This window comes from Gardnerella sp. DNF01141 (assembly GCF_049244255.1).
Lineage (GTDB): Bacteria > Actinomycetota > Actinomycetes > Actinomycetales > Bifidobacteriaceae > Bifidobacterium > Bifidobacterium vaginale_E.
Map to the genome: position 1 here is coordinate 272,297 of NZ_CP058391.1, position 25,292 is coordinate 297,588.

Here is a 25,292-nt window from a genome sequence, read left to right on the forward strand (position 1 = left end):
ACCATAAGACGGCCGAAATGCCGTCCAAGACAATTATTTTAAGCCATCTAGCTGACATTACTAGGAGCTTTCAAACCCAAATGCTCCCAAGCTTTAACAGTCGCAACACGACCTTTAGGTGTACGAATTAAGAATCCTTCACGAACCAAATACGGCTCGCAAACAGTTTCAACAGTTTCCGCTTCTTCACCTACCATTGCAGCCAAATTATTAAGACCAACCGGTCCTCCATTAAATTGGCAAACCATTGCTTTTAGAACCGCAATATCGAGCCTATCTAAACCCTGAGTATCAATTTGATACAATGCTAAAGCTTCAACAACAGCATCTTGATTTACACAATCCAAGTCGTGAACAATCGCCCAGTCGCGCACTCTCCTAAGTAAACGATTTGCAATACGAGGAGTTCCACGAGATCGCAAAGATAATTCTTTAGCAGCCTGATCTTTAAGATTAATTCCAAGAACTTTAGCTGAACGTTCAATAAGCTTTTCTAGCTCTTCGTGAGGATAAAAATCAAGGTGAGCTGTAAAACCAAAGCGAGCGCGCAATGGAGAAGGAAGCATGCCTTCGCGAGTAGTAGCGCCAACTACTGTAAAACGTGGTAAAGTAAGCGGTATTGAAGATGCTCCAGGACCTTTACCAACCATAACGTCAACGCGAAAATCTTCCATCGCAATATAAAGCAACTCTTCGGCAGCACGCGGAAGACGGTGAATTTCGTCAATAAATAAAACTTCGCCAGTGTCCAAAGCGCTGAGAATAGAAGCTAAATCTCCAGCATGCTGAATAGCAGGACCGGAAGTAATACGAATAGGAACTTGAAGCTCGTTTGCAACAATCATTGCAAGAGTAGTTTTGCCCAAACCTGGAGGACCAGCCAAAAGCATGTGGTCAGGCGGAACGTCGCGCTTTTTGGCCGCATCCAAAAATAATTGCAACTGTGCTTTAAGTAAAGGCTGGCCAATAAAACCTTCTAAAGCGCGCGGACGAAGCTCCTCATCACTAAGCTGCTCATTAGCTAAAGGAGCAGAAGAAACCATGCGCAAAGAATCTTCCGAAACACCAGTATTTAGTGCAATTGCATATTCATCACTCATTTCAACTCCCCCAATGCTTTATTTTTAAACAACATAATCATCTACCCCTATCTAACAAAGTTAATGCCATGCGCAAAACATTAGGCATATCTGCTTCAGTTACAGGAGCAACAATATTATTTTCAGCGCAAACTTGTTCAACAGCTTTTTGAGCATCCGATTGACGCCAACCAAGAGAAACAAGACCATCAATTACGGCGCTAACGCCAGTATCAATAGTTTTGCTGCTTGAAGCGTCAGAGACGTCTGCAGATAAACTGTTAAGATTAATAGAACCTTTAAGCTCCAGAATAATCTTCTGAGCACCTTTTTTACCCAAGCCTGGCGCGGAAGAAAGAGCAGTAACATCTCCTTCGGAAATAGCTTTCAAAAGACGATCAACATTAAGAGTAGAAAGAATTGAAAGCGCAACTTTAGGACCAATACCACTTACTTTTTGAACCTGCAAAAACATGCGTTTAGCAGCTTGAGTTGTAAAAGCGTATAAAGTTATTGAATCCTGAGAAGCCTGCATAGAAGTATAAACACGAACTTCCTGCCCCTCGTGCAAAGAAGACAAATCTTGAGAAGGCATATAAGTTTCGTAACCAACGCCTGAAACAAGAATAAGAGCAGTGCGAGCATCAACAGACGCTACTTTACCAACAAGCATACCAATCATAAACGCTCACCTTCCAGCAATAAAAACTCACAGCACAAAGTAGCAGACAAGTCAAAAAACAAATAATAGAACATCTGTTCTATTATTATCCTACATGCCTCGAGAGACAGAAGCTACACCGCGAGCCGCACGCTGAGCTAAAGCCCACTGTTTTTGAGCTGGCGTTAAATGCTGCTCTCGCTCGCCGCCTTGCAAAGCACCTTCCGGACGAAGAGCGTGACAAATTGCCTGAGCTAAAGCATCAGCAGCATCAGCCGGAGTTGGAAGCATATTAAGACCAAGAAGACGAGCAACCATGCGCTCAACCTGAGGCTTTTGCGCCTTACCGTTGCCAGCAACAGCAAGCTTAACCTCAGTAGGAGTATGCAAAGCGACTGGAATATTGCGTTGAGCGGCAGCCAACATAGCAAGACCAGCGACTTGAGCAGTTCCTAGAACAGTATTTAGATTTTCCTGAGCAAAAACACGCTCAATAGAAACAGCATCCGGAGAAAAGCGCTCAATCTTTTCAACTAAACCATTGTAAATCTTAAGCAAACGCAAATCTTGAGAAAGATTCGGATCAGATCGCAGTACATCGACGTGAATAAAAGAAAGCCGACGCGAAACGCCGGCTTCAATCACGCCGACCCCGCAGCGTGTAAGCCCGGGGTCAACGCCCAAAATCAACATATGAAACTATTCTGCTTCCTCAAGCTGAGCCATAACTTCATCCGATGCAGTCCAGTTGCTGTAAATATTCTGAACATCATCAAGGTCGTCGAGATTATCAATCAAACGAGAAACCTTCTGAGCATCTTCAAAGCTTAACTCAACTTCGTTATTTGGATGCATAATAATATCTGCAGAATCGTAGTCGAAACCAGCATCCTGCAAAGCCTTACGAACGGTAACCAAATCGCTGGAATTAGTGTAAACGGAGTACACATCACCATCGTCAGCTACATCCTCAGCACCTGCTTCTGCAGCAACTTCGAAAAGCTTATCGTAATCAACGCCTTCGGATGGAACTTCAATCAAGCCCTTACGCTCAAAGTTGAAGCTCACAGAACCACTTGTTGCCAAAGAACCATTACCCTTAGTAAGAGTGGAACGAACATCAGCAGCAGCACGATTACGATTATCGGTAAGGCATTCAATAATCAAACCAACGCCTGCAGGAGCATAACCTTCGTAAACAATCTCCTCGTAGTTAGCGCCGCCAGCTTCTTCACCAGATCCACGCTTCACCGCGCGCTTGATGTTATCGGCAGGCATGGAAGCCTTCTTAGCTTTAACGATGGCATCGTACAACGTAGGGTTACCATCAGGATCTCCACCGCCCAAACGAGCAGCGATTTCAATGTTCTTAATAAGCTTGGCAAAAAGCTTGCCACGCTTTGCGTCGATAGCGGCCTTCTTATGCTTGGTAGTCGCCCACTTGGAATGACCTGACATGATACTCCTAAAATGTACAATTAATCAAACGAAACGATTTTATTGCGCTTTCGCGACAATTTTACTTATCTTTTTGTTGAAGACCGTGCTTTACTTCGAGAATACGCTGAATAACAGTTACAATACCGCCAATAGAAAGCAATATCATTGCGCAACTTAACCAGAAAAGTTGATTAGTTATACCAGATACTCCCATAGCAACAAGAATTAGAGCCACACGATCTGCTCTAGTAATCAATCCACTTTTAGGATCAACCGAAATTGACTGACCGCGAGCGCGAGTGTACGACGTTACAAAAGCAGCCATAAGCGCAATCAAACAAGTAAATAATCCAGCATATTTTAACGACATTCCAATAATGGACGGCATCCAAATGCACACATTTTTATTATTTGCCCGCCACAAGCAAATAAACACTGCCATAAATAAGGACCAGTCTGCAATGCGATCAAGAGTTGAGTCAAGAAATGCGCCGAAACGAGTGCCACCAGTAGTTAGTGCAGCAACTGAGCCGTCTAAACCGTCTGCAAGTACGAAAATCGTAAGAAATATTGCTCCTGCAAAAAGTTGTCCTGTAAAAGCCGTTACGAAAGATATAACAACTACTGCTAATGTGCCAACAACTGTTACAGCGTTAGCACTTACGCCTAGGCGAACCAACAATTTTGCAACAGGATCAATAACACGCTTAAAACTACTGCGTAACGATTCCAACATTGAATCAACCCTCCTAAGCATAATCGCAAGTAAAACTTGTGTTCAAACAACACTTTTATACTAACCATGCGGCTGTAAGAAGATACAAGCACCGTTACTAACTCAGCTAACAAACTGAAAAAGTAACGGTAATAAGCAAAAAACCGTTACTAACTCAGCTAACAAACTGAAAAAGTAACGGTAATACGCAAAACACCGTTACTAACTCAGCTAACAAACTGAAAAAGTAACGGTAATAAGCAAAACACCGTTACTAACGCAGTTAATCTGCGAGAGTAACAGTGTAGAGATTTAGATATAAAAGAAGCCCACACAACGTTAAGAAGTGTGGGCTTTTTCTAGTTAAGATTCAGCTTACACCGAAACTTACGTTAGAACCTAAGTTATAACTTAAATCACTTAGTGTAGCGCTCGAAATCTTCAGCAGTATTCACCTGAACGCGCTGCTTAATAATGGAAAGAATCCACTCTTTAGCTTGCTGGGCAGGAACGCCGTTCAATTGGCTGCCATCGCGGAAGCGGAAGCTCACAGCATTGTTGTTCACATCCTCTTCGCCAGCAATCAAAGTGAAAGGCACTTTAGACTTAGAAGCGTTACGAATCTTCTTGCCAAAGCGATCGTCGGAGCTGTCCATTTCGCAACGAACCATATTCTCTTCCAAATCGCTAATAAACTTTTGCAAGTGTGGAGCGAACTCGTCTGCAACAGGAACGCCAGTTACTTGAACTGGAGCTAACCATGCTGGGAACGCGCCCGCGTAATGCTCGAGCAAAATAGCAAAGAAGCGCTCAATAGATCCGAAGAGTGCGCGGTGAATCATCACCGGACGCTGGTGACTACCGTCAGCCGCAATGTACTCCAACTTAAAGCGCTCAGGCAAGTTGAAGTCAAGCTGAATAGTAGAAACCTGCCAAGTGCGGCCGATTGCGTCGCGAGCCTGCACAGAAATCTTCGGACCGTAGAATGCTGCTCCACCTGGATCGTCCACGAGCTCCAAACCAGACTCTTTAGCAACTTCTGCCAAAGTGTTTGTTGCTTCTTCCCAAATCTCGTCGGAACCAACAAACTTGTGCTCATCCTTAGTGGAAAGCTCCAAGTAGAAGTCGTTCAAACCGAAGTCTTTAAGAAGACCAAGCACAAAGTTAAGCAAGCTCTTCAATTCGTCGCGCATTTGCTCGCGAGTGCAGTAAATATGCGAATCATCCTGAGTCAAACCACGCACGCGAGTTAAGCCATGCACAACGCCAGACTTTTCGTAGCGATACACGGTACCAAACTCAAACAAGCGCAAAGGAAGCTCACGGTACGAACGCTGACGAGACTTAAAGATCAAATTATGCATTGGGCAGTTCATTGGCTTCAAATAGTAGTCAGCACCTTGGCGAGTTACGTTACCGTTTTCGTCACGCTCTTCGTCAAGCTTCATTGCAGGATACATGCCATCCTTGTACCACTGCAAGTGGCCGGAAGTCTCGTACAATCCACCCTTAGTAATGTGCGGAGTTTGCACAAAGCTGTAGTGATGCTTGCGATGCTGCTCGCGCGAATAATCTTCCATTGCGTTAATAATTGCAGCACCCTTTGGATGGAACACTGCTAAGCCTGGGCCAATCTCATCTGGGAAGGAGAACAAATCCATCTCTTGGCCGAGCTTACGATGGTCGCGCTTAGCGGCCTCTTCCATGCGAGTTGTGTAAGCTTTAAGCTCTTCCTTGCTAGGCCATGCAGTACCGTAAATGCGCTGAAGCATAGGATTCTGCTCCGAGCCACGCCAGTAGGCTGCAGCCACACGCTCAAGCTTAAAAGCCTTAATATAGCGAGTGTTTGGCAAGTGAGGTCCGCGGCACAGATCGCTCCAAACTTTATTGCCTTCGCGATCCAAATTGTCGTACATGCTAAGCTCGTGCTTGCTGATTTCGCCAGCAGCAGCTGGATCAAGAGCAGCTTCCTTATCTCCAATCAACTCCAACTTATAAGGTTGATTTGCTTCTTCAGCACGCGCTTCGTCTTCTGTTACAACGCGGCGGCTAAAGCTTTGAGATTCTTTAATAATGCGCTGCATATGCTTTTCGATTTGCTTCAAATCGTCTGGCGTAAATGGAGTATCAACATCGAAATCGTAGTAGAAGCCGTCTTTAATTACAGGACCTACGCCCAACTTTGCGTCTGGTCTAATTTCTTGAACAGCTTGAGCCATCACGTGTGTAGCGGAATGACGCATGATTGCGATGCCATCTTCACTATCAAGTGCTACTGATTCCACGTTATCGCCGTTATGAAGAGGCGTGTACAAATCACGCAACTCGCCATTTAAACGCACGGCAATAATATTCTTATCTTCCGCGAAAAGTTCAACGCCAGTGAAGCTTGCATCCACCTCCTTGCGTTCCTCGTTTACGGTGATGGAGATGGTATTTTCAGCCATAATTGTCCTTTTCTATCGGGGTCTTGCGTTACTAATGTGCAGACCTGGACTTGTGTGGCGTCGAATTTCATGCGGTTAAAATTTTATTAAATTAAACGCAAAAACGACGTCAATCGCACGCATTTTTCACGCGCAATCCACTGATACTTTAGGACACTCGTAAGACTTCAACTATGCTGTAACAGATTTGCACTTGCAAATGCCATAAACAATCCGCTCAACAAGTTTAGTTAGAAGGAAGAAAGCTCCAGCACAAATAGCAATAGTGCCTCCTGCTGAAAGCTTTAATATTACGGCAAGAGCTAAGCCTGTGAGCGCAATTAAAATAGACGAAAATACGCAAGATAGCACAAATTTATTAATAGAGGCGATTCTTGATTTTAAAGCTGCGGCAGGAGCAGCAATAAGAGATACTGAAACAACCGTTCCAACAGCTGGAATAATAACAGAAACTGTAATAATGATTAAAGCCAGAACCATACCTTGTATAAAACCAGATTTTCCGCCAGCAGCGCGGTAATTGATTGGGTCAAAAGAGCAGTGCACAAGATTAGCAGCGTTAAAAATCCACAATCCTAAAACAAGCAAAAAAGCTACAGAGGCTGAAATCACGTCTGCAGGAGTGCAATTAAGCAAAGATCCGGTTAAAAATCCTTCAATACGAAGCGGCAGAGGCGCAAACCACTTATTCAAAAAATATCCGCTAGCAAAACCAACAGTAAGAGTAATTCCTGCAGCAGCCTGAGAAGAAATACCTTTAATATGCGAAAGTGCGTGCATTACTAACGAAAGAAATACGCACGCAATTGCAGCCCCAATAAATAATCCTAATGAAAGCACATTCTGATCGATTGTATATATAGATGTGCAGACTACTCCAAGAACAGCTCCAGGAAAAGCTGCGTGCGTAATAGATTCAGTAAAGAATATGCGCTGATTTAGAAGAGCTAAAGACCCTACGAAACCACATAATGCGCCAACTACAATCGCTTCAACAATCGGGAGCGCAATAATTTGCCAAATACTTACCATTTAAGCTCCCTGCTTTTTTAAGATTGATTTATTTGATTCATGCGCCGGAATTATTGAGGAAACAAAGCGGAAAGCCCATCGCAATATAAGCACAACAACAAACATTGCGCACATACTTAAAGCAATTGCAGCCTGCGGAGAAACAGGGTGATCCAGCTCAAGATTCATAGCGTACATTCCAAGCAAAACGCCTGAAATACCAACACCAATGCCAACAGCTACCATGCCAGAAACAGTGCGCGAAACTAATCGAGCGCTAGCACCCGGAATAACAAGGTATCCAATAACAAGAAGAACACCAACCGCAGAAGACGCTGAAACAACAACTGCCGCGATTCCAACGTTTAGCACAATGTCAACAAGCAAAGTGTTAGCGCCCATAAGAGGAGCGCTTGCGCGATCAAAAGCAACTATAATTTGCTGCTTCCATGTGGCTAACATAACAATAATTGCAAAAATACAAATCAACATAGCTTGAGTCATGCGCTCGTCTGTTACGTCAAGAAGTCTGCCAAACATAAGCGATTCAAGTTGCCCAGACATATCGCCTTTTTTAAGCGAAATTACTACGCCGAGCGCAAAGAAAGTCGTAAGAACAGTAGCAATAACAGACTCGTTAATTCTAGCCGAGCGAGAAGCCCATACAAGAGCTGCAACTAAAAATATTGCGCAAATTGCAGCACCCGGAATAATACGATTAATGCCACCGTATAAAGCTCCGACCACAATTCCTGGGAAAATGCCGTGAACTATAGCTTCCGCATTAAATTCTGCACAACGCAAGTTTACAAATACTCCAACAATTCCACTAGCTACGGAAAGAACTATAAGAAGACAGAATGGGCGGAAAATGTAAGGAGCAGAAGCAATAAAATCAAAGCCTTGAATTGATTCCAACGATTGTCTTAATAACTCAACTAATTGGGCAAGCATTTAAATCAGCCTTCCGCAATTTCCGAAAAAGTAAGACCTGCAGAAGCAGCAGGCATGCTTCCGCCGTATGCGCAAGTAATATTTTCTTTCGTCATAACTTCTTTAAGCGGACCAAACGCAACTTGGCGACCAGCCAAAAGTAACGCTTTTTCGCAAATAGCATCCGCAATTACCAAGTCGTGAGTAGAAACAACAAAAGCTATTCCCTCTTGCTTAGCGGCTTTCATAATATTAAGAAGCTCACGACGATTTGGCTCATCTAAACCGTTAAATGGTTCGTCAAGAAGAATCAAAGTTGGCTTAGCAACAATAGCACGCGCAAGTAAAATGCGCTGGCGCTGACCGCCCGAAAGATCACCAAAACGAACATCCGCACGGTTAAGCAATCCAACGTGATTAAGAGCGTCCTCAACGGCTTGTTTTTGCTCTTTTTTAAGCAAACCGAGGAATCCAGTTTTTCTGCTCAATCCCATGGCAACAACCTGACGAGCAGTAATCGGGAAAGTCAAGTCCAAATCAACCTGCTGAGGCACGTATCCAATAGACAAATCTTTAGGCATGCTAAGTTCGCCGTGACTTACGCGCACAATCCCAATAATGGCTTGCAAAAACGTTGTTTTTCCAGAACCATTAGGCCCTATTAAAGCCAAAGCCTCTCCAGGTTCAACACTACCGTTAATACCTGTAACCACAGTTTTATAACCGTAAGCAAGGCTGCAATTCTTCATTGCAAGGACGCTCTTATTCACTATAATTCCAGTCTTTTCAGTATCTTTTTAGAATCTTTTGATTCTTAAAACTACTTCTTTAATGCCGACTTAACTGACTCTGGAAGGTCCGGAACCTTACCATTCCAAGCCTTCACCAATGTTTCAACATTGTGAACAATGGAGCCAATGTAGGTTTCACCTGCAGAACCAACTGGTCCCAAAGAGTCGCCATAAAGCGCATCGTCACCAATAATAGCCTTTACACCTGCAGCTGTAGCCACAGCCTTAATTGACTTGGAATTGTTGGAGTTTTCTGCAAAGATTGCCACAGCGCCAGACTTTTTAACATCTTCCGCAGCCTTCTTAATGTGGTCCGCTGTTGCATCCTGCTGGCTGTTGAAGTCAGAAAGTGCTGCACCAATAAACTTCACATTGTAGTCGCGAGAGAAGTAACCGAATGCGTCGTGAGAAGTAAAGAGAACGCGATGCTCTTGTGGCACGCTGTTCAAGGCTTTAGTTGCCCAAGCGTCCAAATCCGTCAAAGCCTTAACGAACTTTTCAACATGCTCGTCGAAAATCGACTTGCTTGCAGGAAGAGCCTTGCCTAAGAATGCACCAATATTCTTAACCTGAATCATAGTATTCTTGGTACTTGTCCAAATATGCGGATCGTACTGGAATTCAGGCTCCTTTTCGCCTTCTTCTGGAGGGAATGGCCACTTTTCGGCATGAACTTTAGCAATACCGCGGTCAACCTTGTAAGGAAGATTCTTTTCCTTAGCAGCCTCAGCCTTTGGATCTTTGATTTCGTCTGCGGTAAGAATACCGGAAGTGACGCCCATTGTTCCCTTAAAACCGGTTGCTTCTACAGCCTGATCCAAGAAGTGCTCAAGATCAACGCCGGAAACAAGCATCAAATCAGCCTTTGAAAGAGCTTTAGACTGCGCTGGAGTCATTTCGTGCTCGTGAGCAGAAGCGTTTGGCGCAAGCAAGCAAGTCAAGTTAATTGTTGACTTTGCTTTGTTTGCTGGAGCTCCGATTACAGACTTTTTGCCCTGGGAATCGGTTTTATTAAGGCTTAAACCAGAATTTGCGTCTGCAGTTGACGCGATTTGAGTTACGTAATCGCAAATTTGCGTTGTTGTTGCCACTACGTTTACCTGATTGCCTTTTGCATTGTTTTCGGCAGTTTTAGAAGAGCCGCAAGCGCTCATAGAAGTAGCTAAAAGTGCAACCGCAGCGGCAGTTGCGAAAATTCGTGAAGTTTTCACACTCGTTCCTTTCGGGAATCTTTACTGTTATTGCATGGGTTGATTGCGTAAAGTAGCCATGAAAAATTGTTCATGAAAAAAATAATCATTCGCAATAACGCTTATAGCTTAAATAAAATATGGACGAGGGTCAACAATATTTCAAAAATTTCTTTACATTTTTTATAAAAGCGCGTGTCGCAAAATTTTCGTCTGTTATAATCACGATTTTTCTTGCATTCTGACGGCAAATAGTGTATACGCAAACGAATATACAATCGATAAAACATAGCGCACCAATCGCAAATATTTACTACAATCATATATATGAGCCCACTTGTAAATTTAGCAACAAAAGATGCTAGTAAATGCCTAAAAATACCGAATCAGTCGAGCAATAAGTATTCCAGAGGAGTTTTAGGCGTAATCACTGGATCTAACGAGTATCCGGGAGCCGCCGTATTAAGCACTCGCGCAGCCGCATACGCAAATATTGGAATGGTTCGTTATTCAGGCCCTATTCGCGCACAAAACTTAGTATTACAAGCATCCCCCGAAGTAGTAGCATCGCAAAATTTGCAAGGAAAAGTTGACGCAATAACAGTCGGCTCTGGCATACCAGACGCAAGCCATTGCAACAGCGAAAGCGCACAAGAGCAAAGAGAACAAATTGCAAACATACTTAAAAACTATGAAAACGAAAGCCAATCAAGCAATATTCAATCACAATCACAATCACAATCACAATCACAAAACGCACTCCCCCCAATATGTGTAGACGCTGGAGCTTTAGATTTACTTCCTAAAAAAGTTTGCGCAAAAGTAGTTTTAACTCCTCACGCAGGCGAATTATGTTCACTTTTTAAAAGATACGATTTAGAAATAAGCGCTCAAGAAATATTGAAAAATCCTGTTGAGTACGCTCAAAAAGCAGCAGATCTTACTGGAGCAACCGTGCTTGTTAAAGGCGCTAAAACAGTCGTTGCCTCCCCAAACTACACTCATACGCCAATATACGTTGCTCAGTACGGCCCAACTTGGCTTGCAACTGCAGGATCTGGGGATGTGTTAGCAGGAATTTTAGGGGCTCTACTTGCACAGCGCGAAAAGCAAGACGAAAGCCGCACAAACTACGCATTTATTGCAGCAAGTGCAGCAGTAATTCACGGAATTTGCGCAGTATTTGCTTCTAGAAGCAGCGGAGGAAATAGCTACGCTCAGCTCGTGCAAGATATGTTAAAAGCAAAAAAGCCGTTGGCTTTAGAACACCCAATTGTGGCAAGCGACATAATTAGCGCACTTCCCCACGTACTTGGGATTCTTATAAACATGAAGTAACTTGCAAAGCAGAAACTACTAAAAGAAAGCGCACATCAGTATGAACACCACAAAACCGCTTAAAATTCACGACGTTATGTTTGATTATTGCCGAGTTCTACTCGAATGGAATTGCCGCAATTGCTTGCAAAAACAGTTCCCGAATTTAGTTGACACAATCTGCCCTAACGGAAGCTTTGGAAAAGATGATTTAGCAGGATTCTACGAGTTTGAAGACCGCATGGACGGTGGCGAGCTGTTGAAAGATCTTATGCCAGAATATGAACGCCGATTTGGAAACGAGCTTGCCGAAGCATTCCGTTGGTATTGCGCAAATTATGATCAGGTTTTAACGCGAATGATGCCAGGAATGATTGATTTGCTTCACGATTTGCAAAAAGCAGGCTACGGAGTGTGGGGACTTACGAATTGGTCGAGTGAAACTTTCCCGCTGGCCCTTCGAAAATTCCCAGAACTTTCAACTCTTTTACAGGGCACTATTATTTCTGGCGTTGAACATTTACACAAGCCACAGCCGGAAATTTTTGAGCTTGCAATGAGGAGATTTAATCTCGAAGCCGAACACACAGTATTCTTTGACGACAAGCCTGCAAATATTGACGGAGCTCACGCTGTTGGCATGCACGGTTTTGTTTTTACAACAGCCGAGCAGGCGCGTAAAGATTTAGCAGCAATTGGAGTTAAACTTTAATTTGGCAAATTCGCATGGCGACGCCTTTTGCTAAATTCGTTACCGGCTCTTATTTAACTCACCACTACTCAACTTACAAAAGTTTATAAAGGAAGCTCAATATGACTTTGCTACAGCTGAAATATATTGTGAAAATCGTCGACTGCGGTTCAATGAACGAAGCAGCGCGAGCACTTTATATTTCACAGCCTGCACTGAGCTCATCTGTAAAAGAGCTTGAACGTGAGCTAAATATTGAGATTTTTACAAGATCAACTCAAGGAATTGTTTTAACTTCCGACGGTGCAGAATTTTTAACATACGCACGACAAGTCATTGAGCAAGCTGATTTGCTTGAGGAACGCTACAAAAGCACAAAGCCACGCCCACAATTGTGCAGCGTTGCAACACAACACTACATGTTCGCTATTGAAGCATTTGTTGATATGATTCGTAGCATAAATTCCGACGAATACGAGTTTTCTATTCGCGAAACGCGCACAAAAAATATTATTAAGCAAGTAAGCGATATGCGCGCAGATCTTGGACTTTTGTACCTTTCGGACTACAACAAGGATGTAATTGGCAAACTGCTTCGCGAAAAACATTTGGAATTCCACCCTCTTTTCCGAGCAAAATTGCACGTTTTTCTTTCCAGAAACAATCCTCTTGCAGCTCACAAAAGCCTGAGCTTGGAAGACTTGAAACCATACCCGTTCATTCAGTACGAGCAGGGAGAAGAAGGAAGCTTCTTCTTTGCGGAGGAAGCAGTGTGGCCAACTCGTCCGCCGAAAAAAATCAACGTTTCCGACCGCGCAACAATCCTGAACTTTATTATTGGACTAAACGGCTACACAATTTGCACTGGAATTAACAACGGCGACTTGAACAACGAAAAAATCGTTACAATTCCGCTAGAATGCGACGACACTATGCTTGTTGGCTGGATTACCAACGAAAGAACTAAACTTTCTAAAGCCTCACTCGCCTACCTTACTCAGCTTAAGTCTGTAATAACAAGGCACGGCTACACGCTTATTGATTCACAAAATTAGACATAAACATACGCATTGCGCAATCAATTACATTTGCATTGCGCAATCAATGCAAAACAAAGAGAAGCAACTCAAAGTAGTGTTGTGTAGTGTAGTGTACGTAGCGCGAGGTTAAGACGCACAACACATAAATACGCTCGCAGCTAATACGTTATGCGTTAACTGCGCGCGATTAATTTTATAAATCAGAAATCAGCAATTAGCAATTAGACACTCAAAACTGGCGCACAAAAAACACTGAAAGTTATCCACATTTCTTTAATCGAATTGACGCCCACTTTTGCTATTCATAAAATCTCTATTAATTCGCCGCAAAGAAAAGGAGGTGCGCGATGAGCATTATTAACGTAGCGGCAAAAATATTGGAAATTATGGGGCCAATGACAACTATGAAACTGCAGAAGCTTGTATATTATTCTCAAGCGCACAGCTTAGCAACAACTGGATTGTCACTATTCCCGGAAGATTTTGAAGCTTGGACAAACGGTCCAGTTTCATTGGAATTATTCAACAGGCATCGAGGAAGATTTACAATTCGCAAAGAAGAACTACTGATTTCTCTTCCGGAAAGATGTGCAGATTTAGAAGATGAGCAGGTGAAAATCATAAAGGAAGTGTGTGCGAAGCTTGGAAATCTTACAGGAAATCAGCTCAGTGAAAGAACGCACAAAGAAGATCCATGGATTCGAGCGAGAATCGGAATACCTGCGAATCAAGGCAGCGAGGAAATAATTTCCAAGAAGTCTATTCACGACTATTACGTGAACCATCCTGTTGTGTAGGCGTGGTTTTGTGAGGAGCGGTTTGGTGAGGAGCGGTTTGGTGAGGAGCGCGGTTTAGTGCGATACACAAAGTTTTTAACGTAGAATTCAAAAACTTGTCAAAATATAAAAGTTTTTAACGTAGGATTCAAAAACTTTGAATTTTTGCAAGTTTTGACACTACAACTCTTACTACGGGATAAGGCGATTAATCTTACGGATTGGCTGCTTAAGTAGAGCGCACACATCGTCAGAAAGCGTATCTCGTAACAAGAGCAGCAAGAAGCAAATGTAATGCAATAGTAACACAACGTAAAACGTTTATAGCATATTGTAAAACAAAATAATACATTGTAGAATGTAATAAAAGTTGATAGCTGAATATCAAAAACTAGAAAAACTAGAGAAATAAGCAAATTTAACGCGTAAAATCTAACCCAATAATAGAAGCAAAGCATTATATACATAAAATCAAGGAGAATATTATGGCAATCAGCGCAACATCGACCCCAGCAAAGGCCTCAGCAAAAACCGCAAGCATTAACGTGCGCGTCACCAAGGATGTTAAAGCGCAAGCAGAAGAATTATTCGCCAGCTTCGGCATAACTCTAAGCGATGCAATCAACATGTTCTTACACAAGTCACTTATGGTAGAAGGACTCCCATTCGACTTAAAGCAGCCAAAATACAATAAAGAAACAATCGCCGCGTTTAAGGAAGCCGAAGATATTCTATCTGGAAAAATTCCAGCAAAACGCTATAACTCAGTGTCCAAGATGATGGACGACGTTTTTAAGGAAGATTAATCATGCTTACTTTAACATACACTTCACAGTTTAAAAGAGACATGAAGCGAATCAGAAAGCGCGGATACGATACACATCTTGTTGATATATTACTTGAAAAGTTACGCAACGAAGAGATTCTTGACGAATCGTATCAAGATCATCCGCTTAAAGGTAAATACCGAGGATTTCGCGAATGCCATGTAGGAGCAGATTGGCTGCTTATTTACATAATTAAGGAAAATGAGCTTGTTTTAACTGCTTCTCGCACGGGAACACACTCCGACGTATTCAACGAGTAGATTTTTAAGACTAGCTAAGGCGGTTATAGGCCAACGTGTGTAAGGAATCATGCCTTAGGCCTTGTAATACAAGCGTTTTGCGGTAATCAAATCTGTTTCCTGCGCATTCTCCACCTGACAAATGTTTCCCGAATCTGCAAAAACGACGATTCCTTTACAGCGTTGTAAATAAAATGTCGGAATTTTGTTGAAAAGTGATTAATACTTTACATGCGTGTAAAGGAGATAACGCTCGCGCATTTGGAAGGTTTTGAGTTGTGTGATTCTCGCAGTCTAAGCGCTCACTGCTGAGCTTGAAATCAATGGGATTACACGCTCCATGTCAAGAAAAAGGAAATGGTGGAGATAATGCTGCACGTGAAGGCTTTTTTGGACGAATGAAAACAGAAATGTATTATCCACCTAACTGAGATAGTACATAAGAATTATGTCAAACCATTAATACTTATATTGGTTTTTACAACAACCACAGAATTAAAATGGGGCTTAACGGAAAGACAATTATGGAACATTGTGCTATAATTGCACAAAATGTCTAAAAATTATCCTAAGACACTCTGATACTTAACCCAAAGCAGTATCGCTCTGGATGATACGCTACATAGTTTCGCTCAAAGGAAAATTAACACAAAAGCATAATCTTGTCTAATCATTGATGCGCATACTTATACTGTCGACAAAACTTATTAGGAGATGTTAACATGCTAACTAATCAGCCAACACAAATACAATTTTCAGAGTTATTTAAATATAAGCTTAATAGGCATGACGATATACATATTCTTGTTGGAGAACAACTGGTGGATATTATAGACTATTCGCCTGAAACATTTCAAACATTATTTCTACATACTATGAAAAATATAAACAGCAGCAAGCTGTACAACATTTGCATGTCTCTTCCTTTTGAAGATGATATTAATATAAAAATATACAATTTAGAGATTGAGGCTGAAAAGAAATATAGCATTGTAAATCGAGATGTTTTACCACTTGGTAATAGTATCATCCAAGCACCTCCGTATTTTACACGTGAAGAGATTTTTCAACTTTTTGCTCATCATTCTATTAAGTTCAGAGGTACAATTAACTTCAATGGATCTATTGAAAACAAAGCAAAACCTTTTGACGCATTTGCATTTGAAAAATACTATTTCGGTAATACTGTTGGAGAAATTAGATTTCTTCGCGAACTTGCAGCAAATGGCGGTAAGGAAAAAACAGAAGATGAAAAGTTTTTCTATAATCTAGGCGCATCAGTTATCGCACCAGTATATGCACTTTATACAGAATGGATTATTAAGTTTTGCAATAAAAATAACATAAAAATTCTTCTTCCATTGATGAGAGAGGCCACAGTACTGTCTACTTGTATAAGAAAATTAACTAAAATACAGTGCGAACCCATATTCTGCTCAAGAAGATTCCTATTTAATGCTAGCATAAACAGTAATAATTTTATTTACAAAATGGAACAAATACTAATCAAATCAAAAGCTACACCGTCAGTACTTTGCAAAGATATAGGTTTAAATGGAAGCGAATTTTCTCAATTCCAAACTATGCGTGACCTGAAAAATGCAAATTATTTAGAACAATTTTCCCAATTTTTATATTCAAACAAATACAAAATTACATCTTATAGTGAGCACCAGCGTAATTTATTTTGTCAAAATCTTCATAAAATAATTGCAAACAAATCAAACCAAAAAATGGCGACAGTCGACATCGGATTTTCAGGAACCTCTGAATCTCTAATTGACGATATACTTAAAATGCAGAGATGTATGCTAAACATCTCACATCTTATTGTGATGGGATCTGACACTGCACAAATAAGAAATATACAAAATGGGCTCCACATTTACAGTTGGCTAGGAATGGCGGGAGAAAATACTCATTTTACAAAGAGACTCATGTATCAAATTCAAACTCTTGAACCACTTATTAACGATATTTGCGGAACAACTCTAGCATACGATAGTAACGGTCCTATTCTAGATAGCATAGTACCAGCTGGCTTAGAAGAAAATTTTCCTCGTGCATTAGCATGCCAACGCGGAATCTACGCTTTCATAGATTTATGGTCGCAGTATCGTGAGTTCTTTGATGTTAACAAATTATTAAAAAATAAGATTGGATTCATCAATATATGGAGAAGGTTAATTGAAACACCAAATGTTGAAGAAGCACAGCATATTGGAACTCTTAAACTCTATGATAATTATACTATCAAAAAAACGGTATATACTGTTCTTGGCGAATCAAATACTCAAATAGTCAATTGCAATACATTTTTAAAAAATAAAAATCATACAAATTCAGACTACCCTCAAGCAAAAGTAGTTATTCAAAATCCAAACTTCTTTAAAAGAGAGCTGATAGAAAAACATTTAAACATACCCAGCAGTAAAAGTATGGTTGATATAATAGAAAAATTAGGAAATAAAAAAGTTGCTATTTTTGCTGCTGGACAACGAGGTAAGGATTTCTTAAAAGTAGCTAAGCTATTTAATATAAATATTTCTTATTTCGTGGATTCTGACAAAAATCTTCAAGGAAAATACATAGATGGTGTACCAGTTGTATCACTGTCAACAGCAAAAGATGTTGATGTCTTTGTCAATGCATCATACAATTATCCGGAAGAAATTTCTCAGATAATTATCAATTATTACAATAAAGACAAAACGATATATACAATAGATTGAGGCATATATGCATGCTGTATTACTTCAAGCTGGAGGAATAGGTATCCGCACCGGGTACAATATACCTAAGCAGTTTATCCCTGTGAAAGAAAAACCAATTATTGCTCACACTTTAGAATGCTTCCAAAATAATGACAGTGTAGATGAAATTTATATTTCTTGCTTAACTGATTGGATTACGACTCTAAGGATAATATGTAAAAATTACAATTTCACTAAAGTACAGCATATTTTTGACGGGGGAAAGAATATATTTGAATCTACAAGTAAATGTATAGATGGAATACAACAAAACATAAATACGAACCCTTTGATTCTAATTCACGAAGCGGTAAGACCACTTGTTACTTCGAAAATGATAGAGGATTCATTTTATGTTGCAGAAAAATTTGGAAATGCTGTAGCATGCTACGAGCAAATAGACGAAACTGCATCTATTGAAAACTGTAAAATAACTTCACTGAATTTTAGTCAAAATTTATTTGTAATACAAAACCCCCATACATTTAGACTAAAAAAATTACTTTGGGCATATCAACACAAGAACGAAAATTTCGGTTACCAAGGCACAGCCGTCCTTATGAATCGACTTGGCGAGACCCTACACTGTTCTAAGGGAGATCGTGACTGTTTCAAAATCACCTATGAGGAAGATATTAGACGATTTGAAATGCTGCTAAACCAACGAAATCACAATCAGTGACGTTTAAAATAACATCAATTAGTAATTTCAAAACGGCCCAAACTCTAGACCTAAAGCGCAGTTCCATGCTCGTCAAGATGAGGATTTTGCTTAGCATTGCTAAAACTAAAGAACAGCCCAAATACGCCCAAAGCAAACAACACAGCAATCGTTATAACAAGCACCATTGGCTGACTTGGGAACCACATAATCACCAAAAATGCGAATGCAGAAAGCAAAATCACAGCCCAAGAGCACACGCCAATAACCTTACGAACAGCGTTCCAAGTGTCGTCGCCTGATTCAGCTCGGCGAATATTTCGTGCAATTTTTTCTTCTTCAGCCGTCACGTTAGAAGTCGGCTTCCAAGGGCCAGCACCCTTTTCTTGAAGCTTTCGTGAACGCTCTTGCAAATTATACTCGTCAATCATGCCGCCGCGAGCGCGACCTTTTGTTTCATCATACTGCGAAGGAATACCCCTACGATTCTGCTTATCCCTTGCGCGACGCTCTTTGCGGTTTGCCATGATTAAGTTCCTTTCTACGCTGAAATTTTCGCATACAACGCATCTATTGCACAAAACTTACACAATACGCACTATTTTAGCACGGTAAGACCTTCTTCACACGCGTCAACAATTTTTTCGATTAATAAATCGTTTAATAAACGCCCTTTTTGAGTGGCAATAATACGATTTTTGTTCAACACTGCCAAATCTTCATTACAAACTTCACATATAACTTTTTGCAAATACGAATCGTCAAATACGCGATTATTTTTACGCATCTTTCCACACAACTCATCAACACTAAGCCCATCTCTAATGCGCAACCCAAGCATTACTTCTTCAATTAGCGCATCTTCGCTATTTATGCACTCGTAGTTTTGCCACGGCACATTTCCTGCGTTAATAGCCTGAGCCCAGCGTTTTGGGTGCAAAATATCCCATGCGCGCAAATTGTATTCTTGACTAGGATTCGCCTTTTTAGCATCCGAATCCACGCTTTGCTTGCTAAGAGCGCTCGCTGAATTGTAGTGAGAGTGCGCTCCAGGTCCTATTCCAGCCCAATCAATATTTCGCCAGTATCCAAGATTGTGTTGAGATTCAAAACCAGTTCGCGCCCAATTAGAAATCTCGTACCATTCTAAGCCAGCAGAACTAAAAAGACTATCTGCCAACTCGTATTTTTGAGCTTCATCATCGTCGTTTGGTGCTTGAATTGTTCCAGCAGCGATTTGACGACCCATTTTTGTGCGCGACTCAACGGTTAGCGCGTACGCAGAAATATGGTTTACTCCTAAGCTTAAAGCCATTTCTACTGACTTTCGCCAATCGTCTAAGCTTTCCCCTGGAGCTCCATAAATCAAGTCAACACTTGAACGCAAACCGCAAGCGTTCGCCGCTTTAACTCCGCGCTCTACGTTTTCTGGCGTATGCGTGCGGTCAAGCGTTTTTAGCACGTGCGGCACAGCTGATTGCATTCCGAAAGATATTCGCGTAAATCCGCCTTCTGCAAGCTCCTGAATATAAGACTCATCTGCAGTATCCGGATTTGCTTCGGTAGTAATTTCCGCACCAGTTTTCAATCCCCACAAGTTACGCACTTCTTGCAAAATTCGCACCAAGTCACGCGCTTTAAGAACGGTTGGGGTGCCTCCGCCGAAGAAAACAGATTGCGCTTCAGGCTCGAAAATTCCGTGAAATTCCTGCCACTTTTTTACAAGTTGCATTTCACGAATCGCAACATCAGCATAACCTTCGCGACTCGCACCTTCGCCTAAATCGCGAGCTGTATACGTGTTAAAATCGCAATAACCGCAGCGTCTCAAGCAAAACGGCACGTGCACGTACACTTCAAAAGGCATGCTTTTAGTTTGCATAGCTGATTTATTTAATTCAGCATCCAACTCTAAACTCATCCTTCAGACTTTTGCGCTGCGCGAATTTTATCTTTAGTGTCTCTGTCGTTCGCGCTCTCGTCTGTAGCCAATGCAGCAACGAATGCTTCTTGCGGAACTTCAACGTGCCCAAGCATTTTCATGCGCTTCTTACCAGCCTTCTGCTTCTCCAAAAGCTTACGTTTACGCGTAATATCGCCACCGTAGCATTTTGCGAGCACGTCTTTTCGAAGCGCGCTAATAGTTTCGCGAGCAATAATACGAGAGCTGATTGCCGCCTGAATTGGAATCTCAAACTGTTGACGAGGAATAAGGCCGCGAAGCTTCTTAGTCATCATAACACCGTAAGAATAAGCCTTATCTCGGTGCACAATCGCACTAAAAGCGTCAACCTTATCTCCCTGAATAAGAATATCAACCTTCACAAGGTCAGCAGCCTGCTCACCATCCTCGTGATAGTCAAGAGAAGCGTAGCCTTTTGTGCGGCTTTTAAGCTGATCGAAGAAGTCAAAAACGATTTCCGCAAGAGGAATCCTGTAGTGCATTTCCACACGGTCGTCACTAATGTATTCCATTGTGCCCATTTCTCCGCGATGCTCCTGACACAAATCCATTACAGCACCAATAAATTCTTTAGGCGTAATAATATCTGCCGCAACCATCGGCTCAATAATGCGCTTGATCTTGCCTTCTGGAAACTCACTAGGATTCGTTACGTGATGCTCACTGCCGTCTTCGCTAGTAACGTCGTAAGTTACGTTTGGAGCAGTTGAAATAAGGTCCAAGCCAAACTCTCGACTTAAGCGCTCGGAAACAATCTCCATGTGCAAAAGTCCTAAGAATCCGCAGCGAAAACCAAATCCCAGCGCAACCGACGTTTCTGGCTCGTAAATAAGAGCAGCGTCGTTAAGTTTTAGCTTGTCAAGAGCGTCTCGAAGTTCAGGGAACTGCGCGTTGTCGATTGGGAACAAGCCAGCGTAAACCATAGGCTTAGGGTCTCTATATCCCTCCAAAGGCTCAGATGCAGGGTGCGCAGCACTGGTAATAGTGTCGCCAACTTTAGATTGACTCACATCTTTTGCGCCTGTAATTACGTAGCCGACTTCCCCAGCTCCAAGCGCTTTTGTTGGAGTCATATCTGGGCTAATAACGCCGATTTCAATAGGATCGTGCGTCATGCCGATTCCCATCATATGCAATTTTTCGCGAGACTTAAGTTCGCCATCAACCATACGAATATAGGTGACGATTCCGCGATACGAATCGTAGACGGAGTCAAAAATAAGCGCGCGAGCAGGAGAATCAGGATTACCGGTTGGAGCTGGAACTTCCAGCACGATTTGGTCAAGTAAGTCTTTAACACCTTCGCCGGTTTTTCCAGAAACGCGCAGAACATCCTCTGGTTTGCATCCGATTAAGCCAGCAATTTCTTCAGCATGCTTGTCTGGTTCTGCGCTTGGCAAGTCGATTTTGTTTAGCACAGGAATAATCGTCAAATTGTGGTCGATTGCCATATAAAGATTGGAAAGCGTTTGCGCTTCAATGCCCTGAGTTGCGTCAACAAGCAAAACCGCACCTTCGCATGCTGCTAGCGCGCGCGAAACTTCGTAAGTAAAATCAACGTGACCAGGAGTATCAATCATTCCAAGCGAATACTCTTTGCCTTCAAAGGTCCACGGCACTCGAACAGCCTGCGATTTAATAGTAATTCCGCGCTCTTGCTCAATATCCATGCGATCAAGGAAGCGGTCGCGCATTTCGCGCTCTGGCACGATTCCGGAAAGCTGCAAAATGCGGTCAGCTACAGTAGACTTGCCGTGATCAATATGCGCAATAATGCAGAAATTGCGTATCAACGACTGATCCGTAAATCCTGGCTGGTTATGCGGTGTAATCAAAGCAAGCATCTCCTTATTAAATACGCGGATAGTATTAAATTGCGTAAGCTACGCAAGTAATTAATCTTACCAACTCTACTACCCTATTCTACTAAAACAAACGCCGGGAAATTATACGGCAAATGTGGTCACACACAGCCAAAACGACAACAAACGCCGGCTAAATTTCCTGCAAATGTTTACAAAAAAACATAAACACAACGACAAACAATAGAGGCTAGTAAAGTTATCCAATAATCATGATACACTTACGCTTTGTATGTCCTTATATAGCAAACGTCGTTTGGAGTAACAGTGGCAAACATTAAGTCGCAGAAGAAGCGCGTGCTCACCAACGAGAAAGCACACAAGCGTAACGTAGCAGTAAAGTCTGCTTTGAAGACCGCTATTCGTGCAACTCGCGAAGCCATCACCGCTGGTGATAAGGCTGCAGCACAGGCCGCTTTCGCAGTAGCCGCTCAGAAGCTTGACAAGGCTGCAGGCCGTGGCGTGATTCACAAGAATCAGGCTGCAAACCGCAAGTCCGGTCTTGCTGTAGCGATTAACGCTCTGTGAAGTTTGTGCAGGTAACTGCATAACACAGCATGTAAGGAAAATCCCCAGTACCAACAGGCGCTGGGGATTATTTTTATTTACGATTAAAACTCATTTAGATTATTTGCGCTTAATATATTCAAGACTATCTAAAACTATCTGCGTTTGCGATTGTTTAAGTTTAAGCGGCGAATGCGCGGACGTCGCACTTTAATCGGCTCAGTGCGATTCATTGCTCCGAATAAAGTCAAGTCAAATTTTACAGATAGCAAACGCATTGCAACTACCAGCGCAACAATAAGCACATCCAAAATAATCTCAACAGTTACACCAAAGCAGCCAGCGTGTTTTGCTTTAACTACAAAAACCGTAAGAACGCAACCAACTGCAGCCGGAACAGCATACCAATGTTTATCTCGAACAATAACCGGAACCTGATTCAAAATCATGTCGCGAATCAAACCGCCTCCCAAAGCGGTTGCCATTCCTAAAAATACTGAAGTCGTGCCAGACATGTGAAAATCTAAGCCTTTTGCTGTGCCGTTTACAGCAAACAACCCCAATGCGAGCGCGTCAAGCGTAAGCATAAACCAACGCCACTTATCAATCTCTGGATGCGCAATCGCAACAATTATGCCGGAAAGTAGGCCAGCAATCACAAAACCATGATCCGCAATTCCAACTGGCGGTAACGCTCCAAGTAAAACATCGCGCACAATTCCGCCGCCCAACGCAGTAATCCAAGAAGTGGTAATAATGGCAAAAACATCGTACTTTTTACGAATAGCCCACAGGCCGCCAACCATTCCGCAACAGCCAACAGCAACATATTCAACAATTAGAAAGAATATGTTATCCCCTAATGCGCCTTCCACAAAATATCCCTTCAAAAAATAATTATTACGATTACGCAAAACACATTACGCAAATAAGTAGCGCGCCGCACTTTATATGAATCTACATACATATAGCACGACGCGCCACCCGAAATTATTTATATTAAATTATTTGCAACTTACGTAAACGTTTGCAAACTATTTATTAGCTTATTATTAGCTAATAAACAGCTAATTAGTCGCAAACTTTCCACATCCAGTTGTGCTTGTCTTCAACATCGCCAAGCTGAATTCCAAGTAACTCGTCGCGCAAAGCCTGAGTCAACTCACCAACACCACCGTCAGAAACCTTAAGATCGAAGTCGTCTGACTTAAAGCGACCAATTGGCGTGATGATTGCAGCAGTACCGCAAGCAAATACTTCCGTTACCTCGCCAGAACGAATGTCGTCAAGCAAGCCTTGAAGCGGAATCATAGTTTCAACAACCTCGTGACCAGCCTCTTTAGCAAGCTGAATCAAAGAACGACGCGTAACGCCTGGAAGAATGCTGCCGGTAAGAGATGGCGTTTCCAAATGACCATCCTTGTGGAGCGCGAACATGTTCATGCCGCCAAGCTCTTCCAAATAAGTCTTAGTTGCAGCATCCACGAAGCAAACCTGCTCGCAACCATGCTCAATACCCTTGTATTCGCCAAGCAAAGAAGCAGCATAATTTCCGCCGCACTTAGCAAAACCGGTGCCACCAGGGCCTGTACGGAACCACTGATCTTCAACCCAAATGCTCACAGGCTTCAAGCCACCCTTGAAGTATGGGCCTGATGGAGAAGCAATAACACAATATTCAACCTCATGAGCTTCACGAACGCCAAGGAACGGCTCGGAAGCAAACATGAACGGACGCATGTAAAGCGTATACTCGCGGCGGCTTGGAACCCACTCTCTATCTCGCTTTACCAAAGCTGCAACAGAACCAATAAAGTCGTCAATAGAAAGATCTGGCAAATACAAACGCTTAGCAGAATTTTGGAAGCGAGCAGCGTTAATATCTGGACGGAACAGCCAAACTGAACCGTCGGCGCGCTTGTACGCCTTCAAACCTTCGAAGCATTCCTGAGCGTAATGCAAAACGGATGCGCCTGGATCCATTTTCAATGGTCCGTAAGGCTCCACGCGACGATCCGACCAGCCTTCTCCTTTAGTCCAAGACATATGAACCATATTGTCGGAGAAAATCTGACCGAAAGCAGGCTTATCAATAAGTTCGTTGCGCTTTGCGTCCGAAACAGGATTATCGTTAGGCAGAACTTCAAAGTTGCCAGCCAATTTGTTCAACAGAGCAGGATTGCTATGATCATCAGATTCATAGGCGTCCGAAAACTCTGGAGCGATTTCTAAATCAGCCATTATGTCTCTTTTCTATCTGTAATATTTTTGATTGCCTTTTAACGCAATTAACGTATAGAATAATACGATTCTTGCGTTTAGCAAAACTTACACGCCAAAATATTTTAAGAAATATTTCAAAAAATACGGTTTAAAATAAAAATTATTT

Annotated in this window: 24 protein-coding genes and 1 pseudogene; 10 read left to right on the forward strand and 15 right to left on the reverse strand. The window is 42.1% G+C overall.

Annotated features, from left to right (window positions below; genetic code table 11):
• Window positions 1-47: 47 nt before the first annotated feature.
• The 10 genes from ruvB to HXT35_RS01050 all read right to left on the reverse strand — a co-directional run bounded on the left by ruvB (window position 48) and on the right by HXT35_RS01050 (window position 10,288).
• Entirely contained in the window at window positions 48-1,100 is a 1,053-nt protein-coding gene (ruvB, locus tag HXT35_RS01005; protein ID WP_004129199.1) for a Holliday junction branch migration DNA helicase RuvB, read from the reverse strand.
• Window positions 1,101-1,137: 37 nt separating this feature from the next.
• Window positions 1,138-1,761, reverse strand: a complete 624-nt coding sequence (gene ruvA, locus HXT35_RS01010; RefSeq protein WP_421788161.1) for a Holliday junction branch migration protein RuvA — start codon at window positions 1,759-1,761, stop codon at window positions 1,138-1,140.
• 90 nt (window positions 1,762-1,851) lie between these two features.
• Window positions 1,852-2,433: a crossover junction endodeoxyribonuclease RuvC gene (ruvC, locus tag HXT35_RS01015; protein ID WP_004129195.1), complete on the reverse strand. Its 582-nt coding sequence runs from the start codon at window positions 2,431-2,433 to the stop codon at window positions 1,852-1,854.
• Window positions 2,434-2,439: 6 nt separating this feature from the next.
• Window positions 2,440-3,198, reverse strand: coding sequence for a YebC/PmpR family DNA-binding transcriptional regulator (locus HXT35_RS01020; RefSeq protein WP_004129193.1), 759 nt, complete (start codon window positions 3,196-3,198; stop codon window positions 2,440-2,442).
• Between the two features lie 61 nt (window positions 3,199-3,259).
• A complete protein-coding gene (locus tag HXT35_RS01025; RefSeq protein ID WP_004129191.1) occupies window positions 3,260-3,916 on the reverse strand; it encodes a CDP-alcohol phosphatidyltransferase family protein in 657 nt (218 codons plus the stop codon).
• Window positions 3,917-4,311: 395 nt separating this feature from the next.
• On the reverse strand, window positions 4,312-6,342 hold the full coding sequence (gene thrS, locus HXT35_RS01030) for a threonine--tRNA ligase (protein WP_421788164.1): 2,031 nt from the start codon (window positions 6,340-6,342) through the stop codon (window positions 4,312-4,314).
• 171 nt (window positions 6,343-6,513) lie between these two features.
• Window positions 6,514-7,374, reverse strand: a complete 861-nt coding sequence (locus HXT35_RS01035) for a metal ABC transporter permease (RefSeq protein WP_421788166.1) — start codon at window positions 7,372-7,374, stop codon at window positions 6,514-6,516.
• Complete coding sequence (locus HXT35_RS01040) at window positions 7,375-8,307, reverse strand: metal ABC transporter permease (protein ID WP_421788168.1); 933 nt, start codon at window positions 8,305-8,307, stop codon at window positions 7,375-7,377.
• Window positions 8,308-8,312: 5 nt separating this feature from the next.
• The gene (locus HXT35_RS01045; RefSeq protein WP_421777398.1) at window positions 8,313-9,035 is read right to left on the reverse strand and encodes a metal ABC transporter ATP-binding protein; all 723 of its coding nucleotides are present in this window, start codon (window positions 9,033-9,035) and stop codon (window positions 8,313-8,315) included.
• Window positions 9,036-9,106: 71 nt separating this feature from the next.
• The gene (locus HXT35_RS01050; protein WP_421776130.1) at window positions 9,107-10,288 is read right to left on the reverse strand and encodes a metal ABC transporter substrate-binding protein; all 1,182 of its coding nucleotides are present in this window, start codon (window positions 10,286-10,288) and stop codon (window positions 9,107-9,109) included.
• 306 nt (window positions 10,289-10,594) lie between these two features.
• On the opposite strand from HXT35_RS01050, the gene HXT35_RS01055 reads away from it, so the two are divergent.
• From HXT35_RS01055 to HXT35_RS01095, 9 genes and pseudogenes are all read left to right on the forward strand, one after another.
• Window positions 10,595-11,605, forward strand: a complete 1,011-nt coding sequence (locus tag HXT35_RS01055) for an ADP-dependent NAD(P)H-hydrate dehydratase (RefSeq protein WP_004129180.1) — start codon at window positions 10,595-10,597, stop codon at window positions 11,603-11,605.
• 40 nt (window positions 11,606-11,645) lie between these two features.
• The gene (locus HXT35_RS01060) at window positions 11,646-12,296 is read left to right on the forward strand and encodes an HAD family hydrolase (protein WP_004129179.1); all 651 of its coding nucleotides are present in this window, start codon (window positions 11,646-11,648) and stop codon (window positions 12,294-12,296) included.
• Window positions 12,297-12,397: 101 nt separating this feature from the next.
• Complete coding sequence (locus HXT35_RS01065) at window positions 12,398-13,330, forward strand: LysR family transcriptional regulator (RefSeq protein ID WP_004129177.1); 933 nt, start codon at window positions 12,398-12,400, stop codon at window positions 13,328-13,330.
• 332 nt (window positions 13,331-13,662) lie between these two features.
• On the forward strand, window positions 13,663-14,112 hold the full coding sequence (locus tag HXT35_RS01070) for a Panacea domain-containing protein (RefSeq protein ID WP_004129176.1): 450 nt from the start codon (window positions 13,663-13,665) through the stop codon (window positions 14,110-14,112).
• A 464-nt stretch (window positions 14,113-14,576) separates the two neighbouring features.
• The gene (locus tag HXT35_RS01075; RefSeq protein ID WP_004129174.1) at window positions 14,577-14,897 is read left to right on the forward strand and encodes a type II toxin-antitoxin system RelB/DinJ family antitoxin; all 321 of its coding nucleotides are present in this window, start codon (window positions 14,577-14,579) and stop codon (window positions 14,895-14,897) included.
• A 2-nt stretch (window positions 14,898-14,899) separates the two neighbouring features.
• Window positions 14,900-15,178 (forward strand): type II toxin-antitoxin system YafQ family toxin, encoded by a 279-nt coding sequence (locus HXT35_RS01080; protein WP_004129172.1) that lies wholly within the window; start codon window positions 14,900-14,902, stop codon window positions 15,176-15,178.
• Between the two features lie 307 nt (window positions 15,179-15,485).
• Window positions 15,486-15,579 (forward strand): annotated as a pseudogene (locus HXT35_RS01085) (IS3 family transposase); the annotation flags it as partial.
• A gap of 300 nt (window positions 15,580-15,879) precedes the next feature.
• Entirely contained in the window at window positions 15,880-17,889 is a 2,010-nt protein-coding gene (locus tag HXT35_RS01090; RefSeq protein WP_004129168.1) for a nucleoside-diphosphate sugar epimerase/dehydratase, read from the forward strand.
• A 7-nt stretch (window positions 17,890-17,896) separates the two neighbouring features.
• Complete coding sequence (locus HXT35_RS01095; RefSeq protein ID WP_004129166.1) at window positions 17,897-18,592, forward strand: IspD/TarI family cytidylyltransferase; 696 nt, start codon at window positions 17,897-17,899, stop codon at window positions 18,590-18,592.
• Window positions 18,593-18,642: 50 nt separating this feature from the next.
• On the opposite strand, the gene HXT35_RS01100 is transcribed toward HXT35_RS01095, so the two are convergent.
• From HXT35_RS01100 to lepA, 3 genes are all read right to left on the reverse strand, one after another.
• Entirely contained in the window at window positions 18,643-19,098 is a 456-nt protein-coding gene (locus HXT35_RS01100) for a tripartite tricarboxylate transporter TctB family protein (RefSeq protein WP_421788172.1), read from the reverse strand.
• Window positions 19,099-19,169: 71 nt separating this feature from the next.
• Window positions 19,170-20,492 carry a radical SAM family heme chaperone HemW gene (gene hemW / locus HXT35_RS01105; protein WP_421788174.1) on the reverse strand — a complete coding sequence of 441 codons (1,323 nt, stop codon included), beginning with the start codon at window positions 20,490-20,492 and terminating at the stop codon, window positions 19,170-19,172.
• Window positions 20,489-22,369 (reverse strand): translation elongation factor 4, encoded by a 1,881-nt coding sequence (gene lepA / locus HXT35_RS01110; RefSeq protein WP_421788176.1) that lies wholly within the window; start codon window positions 22,367-22,369, stop codon window positions 20,489-20,491. Before lepA ends, hemW begins: the two co-directional genes overlap by 4 nt.
• A 294-nt stretch (window positions 22,370-22,663) precedes the next feature.
• On the opposite strand from lepA, the gene rpsT reads away from it, so the two are divergent.
• A complete protein-coding gene (gene rpsT, locus HXT35_RS01115) occupies window positions 22,664-22,924 on the forward strand; it encodes a 30S ribosomal protein S20 (protein WP_004127335.1) in 261 nt (86 codons plus the stop codon).
• 134 nt (window positions 22,925-23,058) lie between these two features.
• Here rpsT and HXT35_RS01120 read toward each other — a convergent pair whose 3' ends face one another.
• Window positions 23,059-23,778 carry a trimeric intracellular cation channel family protein gene (locus HXT35_RS01120; RefSeq protein WP_019261052.1) on the reverse strand — a complete coding sequence of 240 codons (720 nt, stop codon included), beginning with the start codon at window positions 23,776-23,778 and terminating at the stop codon, window positions 23,059-23,061.
• Between the two features lie 196 nt (window positions 23,779-23,974).
• On the reverse strand, window positions 23,975-25,144 hold the full coding sequence (locus HXT35_RS01125; RefSeq protein WP_004127327.1) for a branched-chain amino acid aminotransferase: 1,170 nt from the start codon (window positions 25,142-25,144) through the stop codon (window positions 23,975-23,977).
• Window positions 25,145-25,292 lie beyond the last annotated feature (148 nt).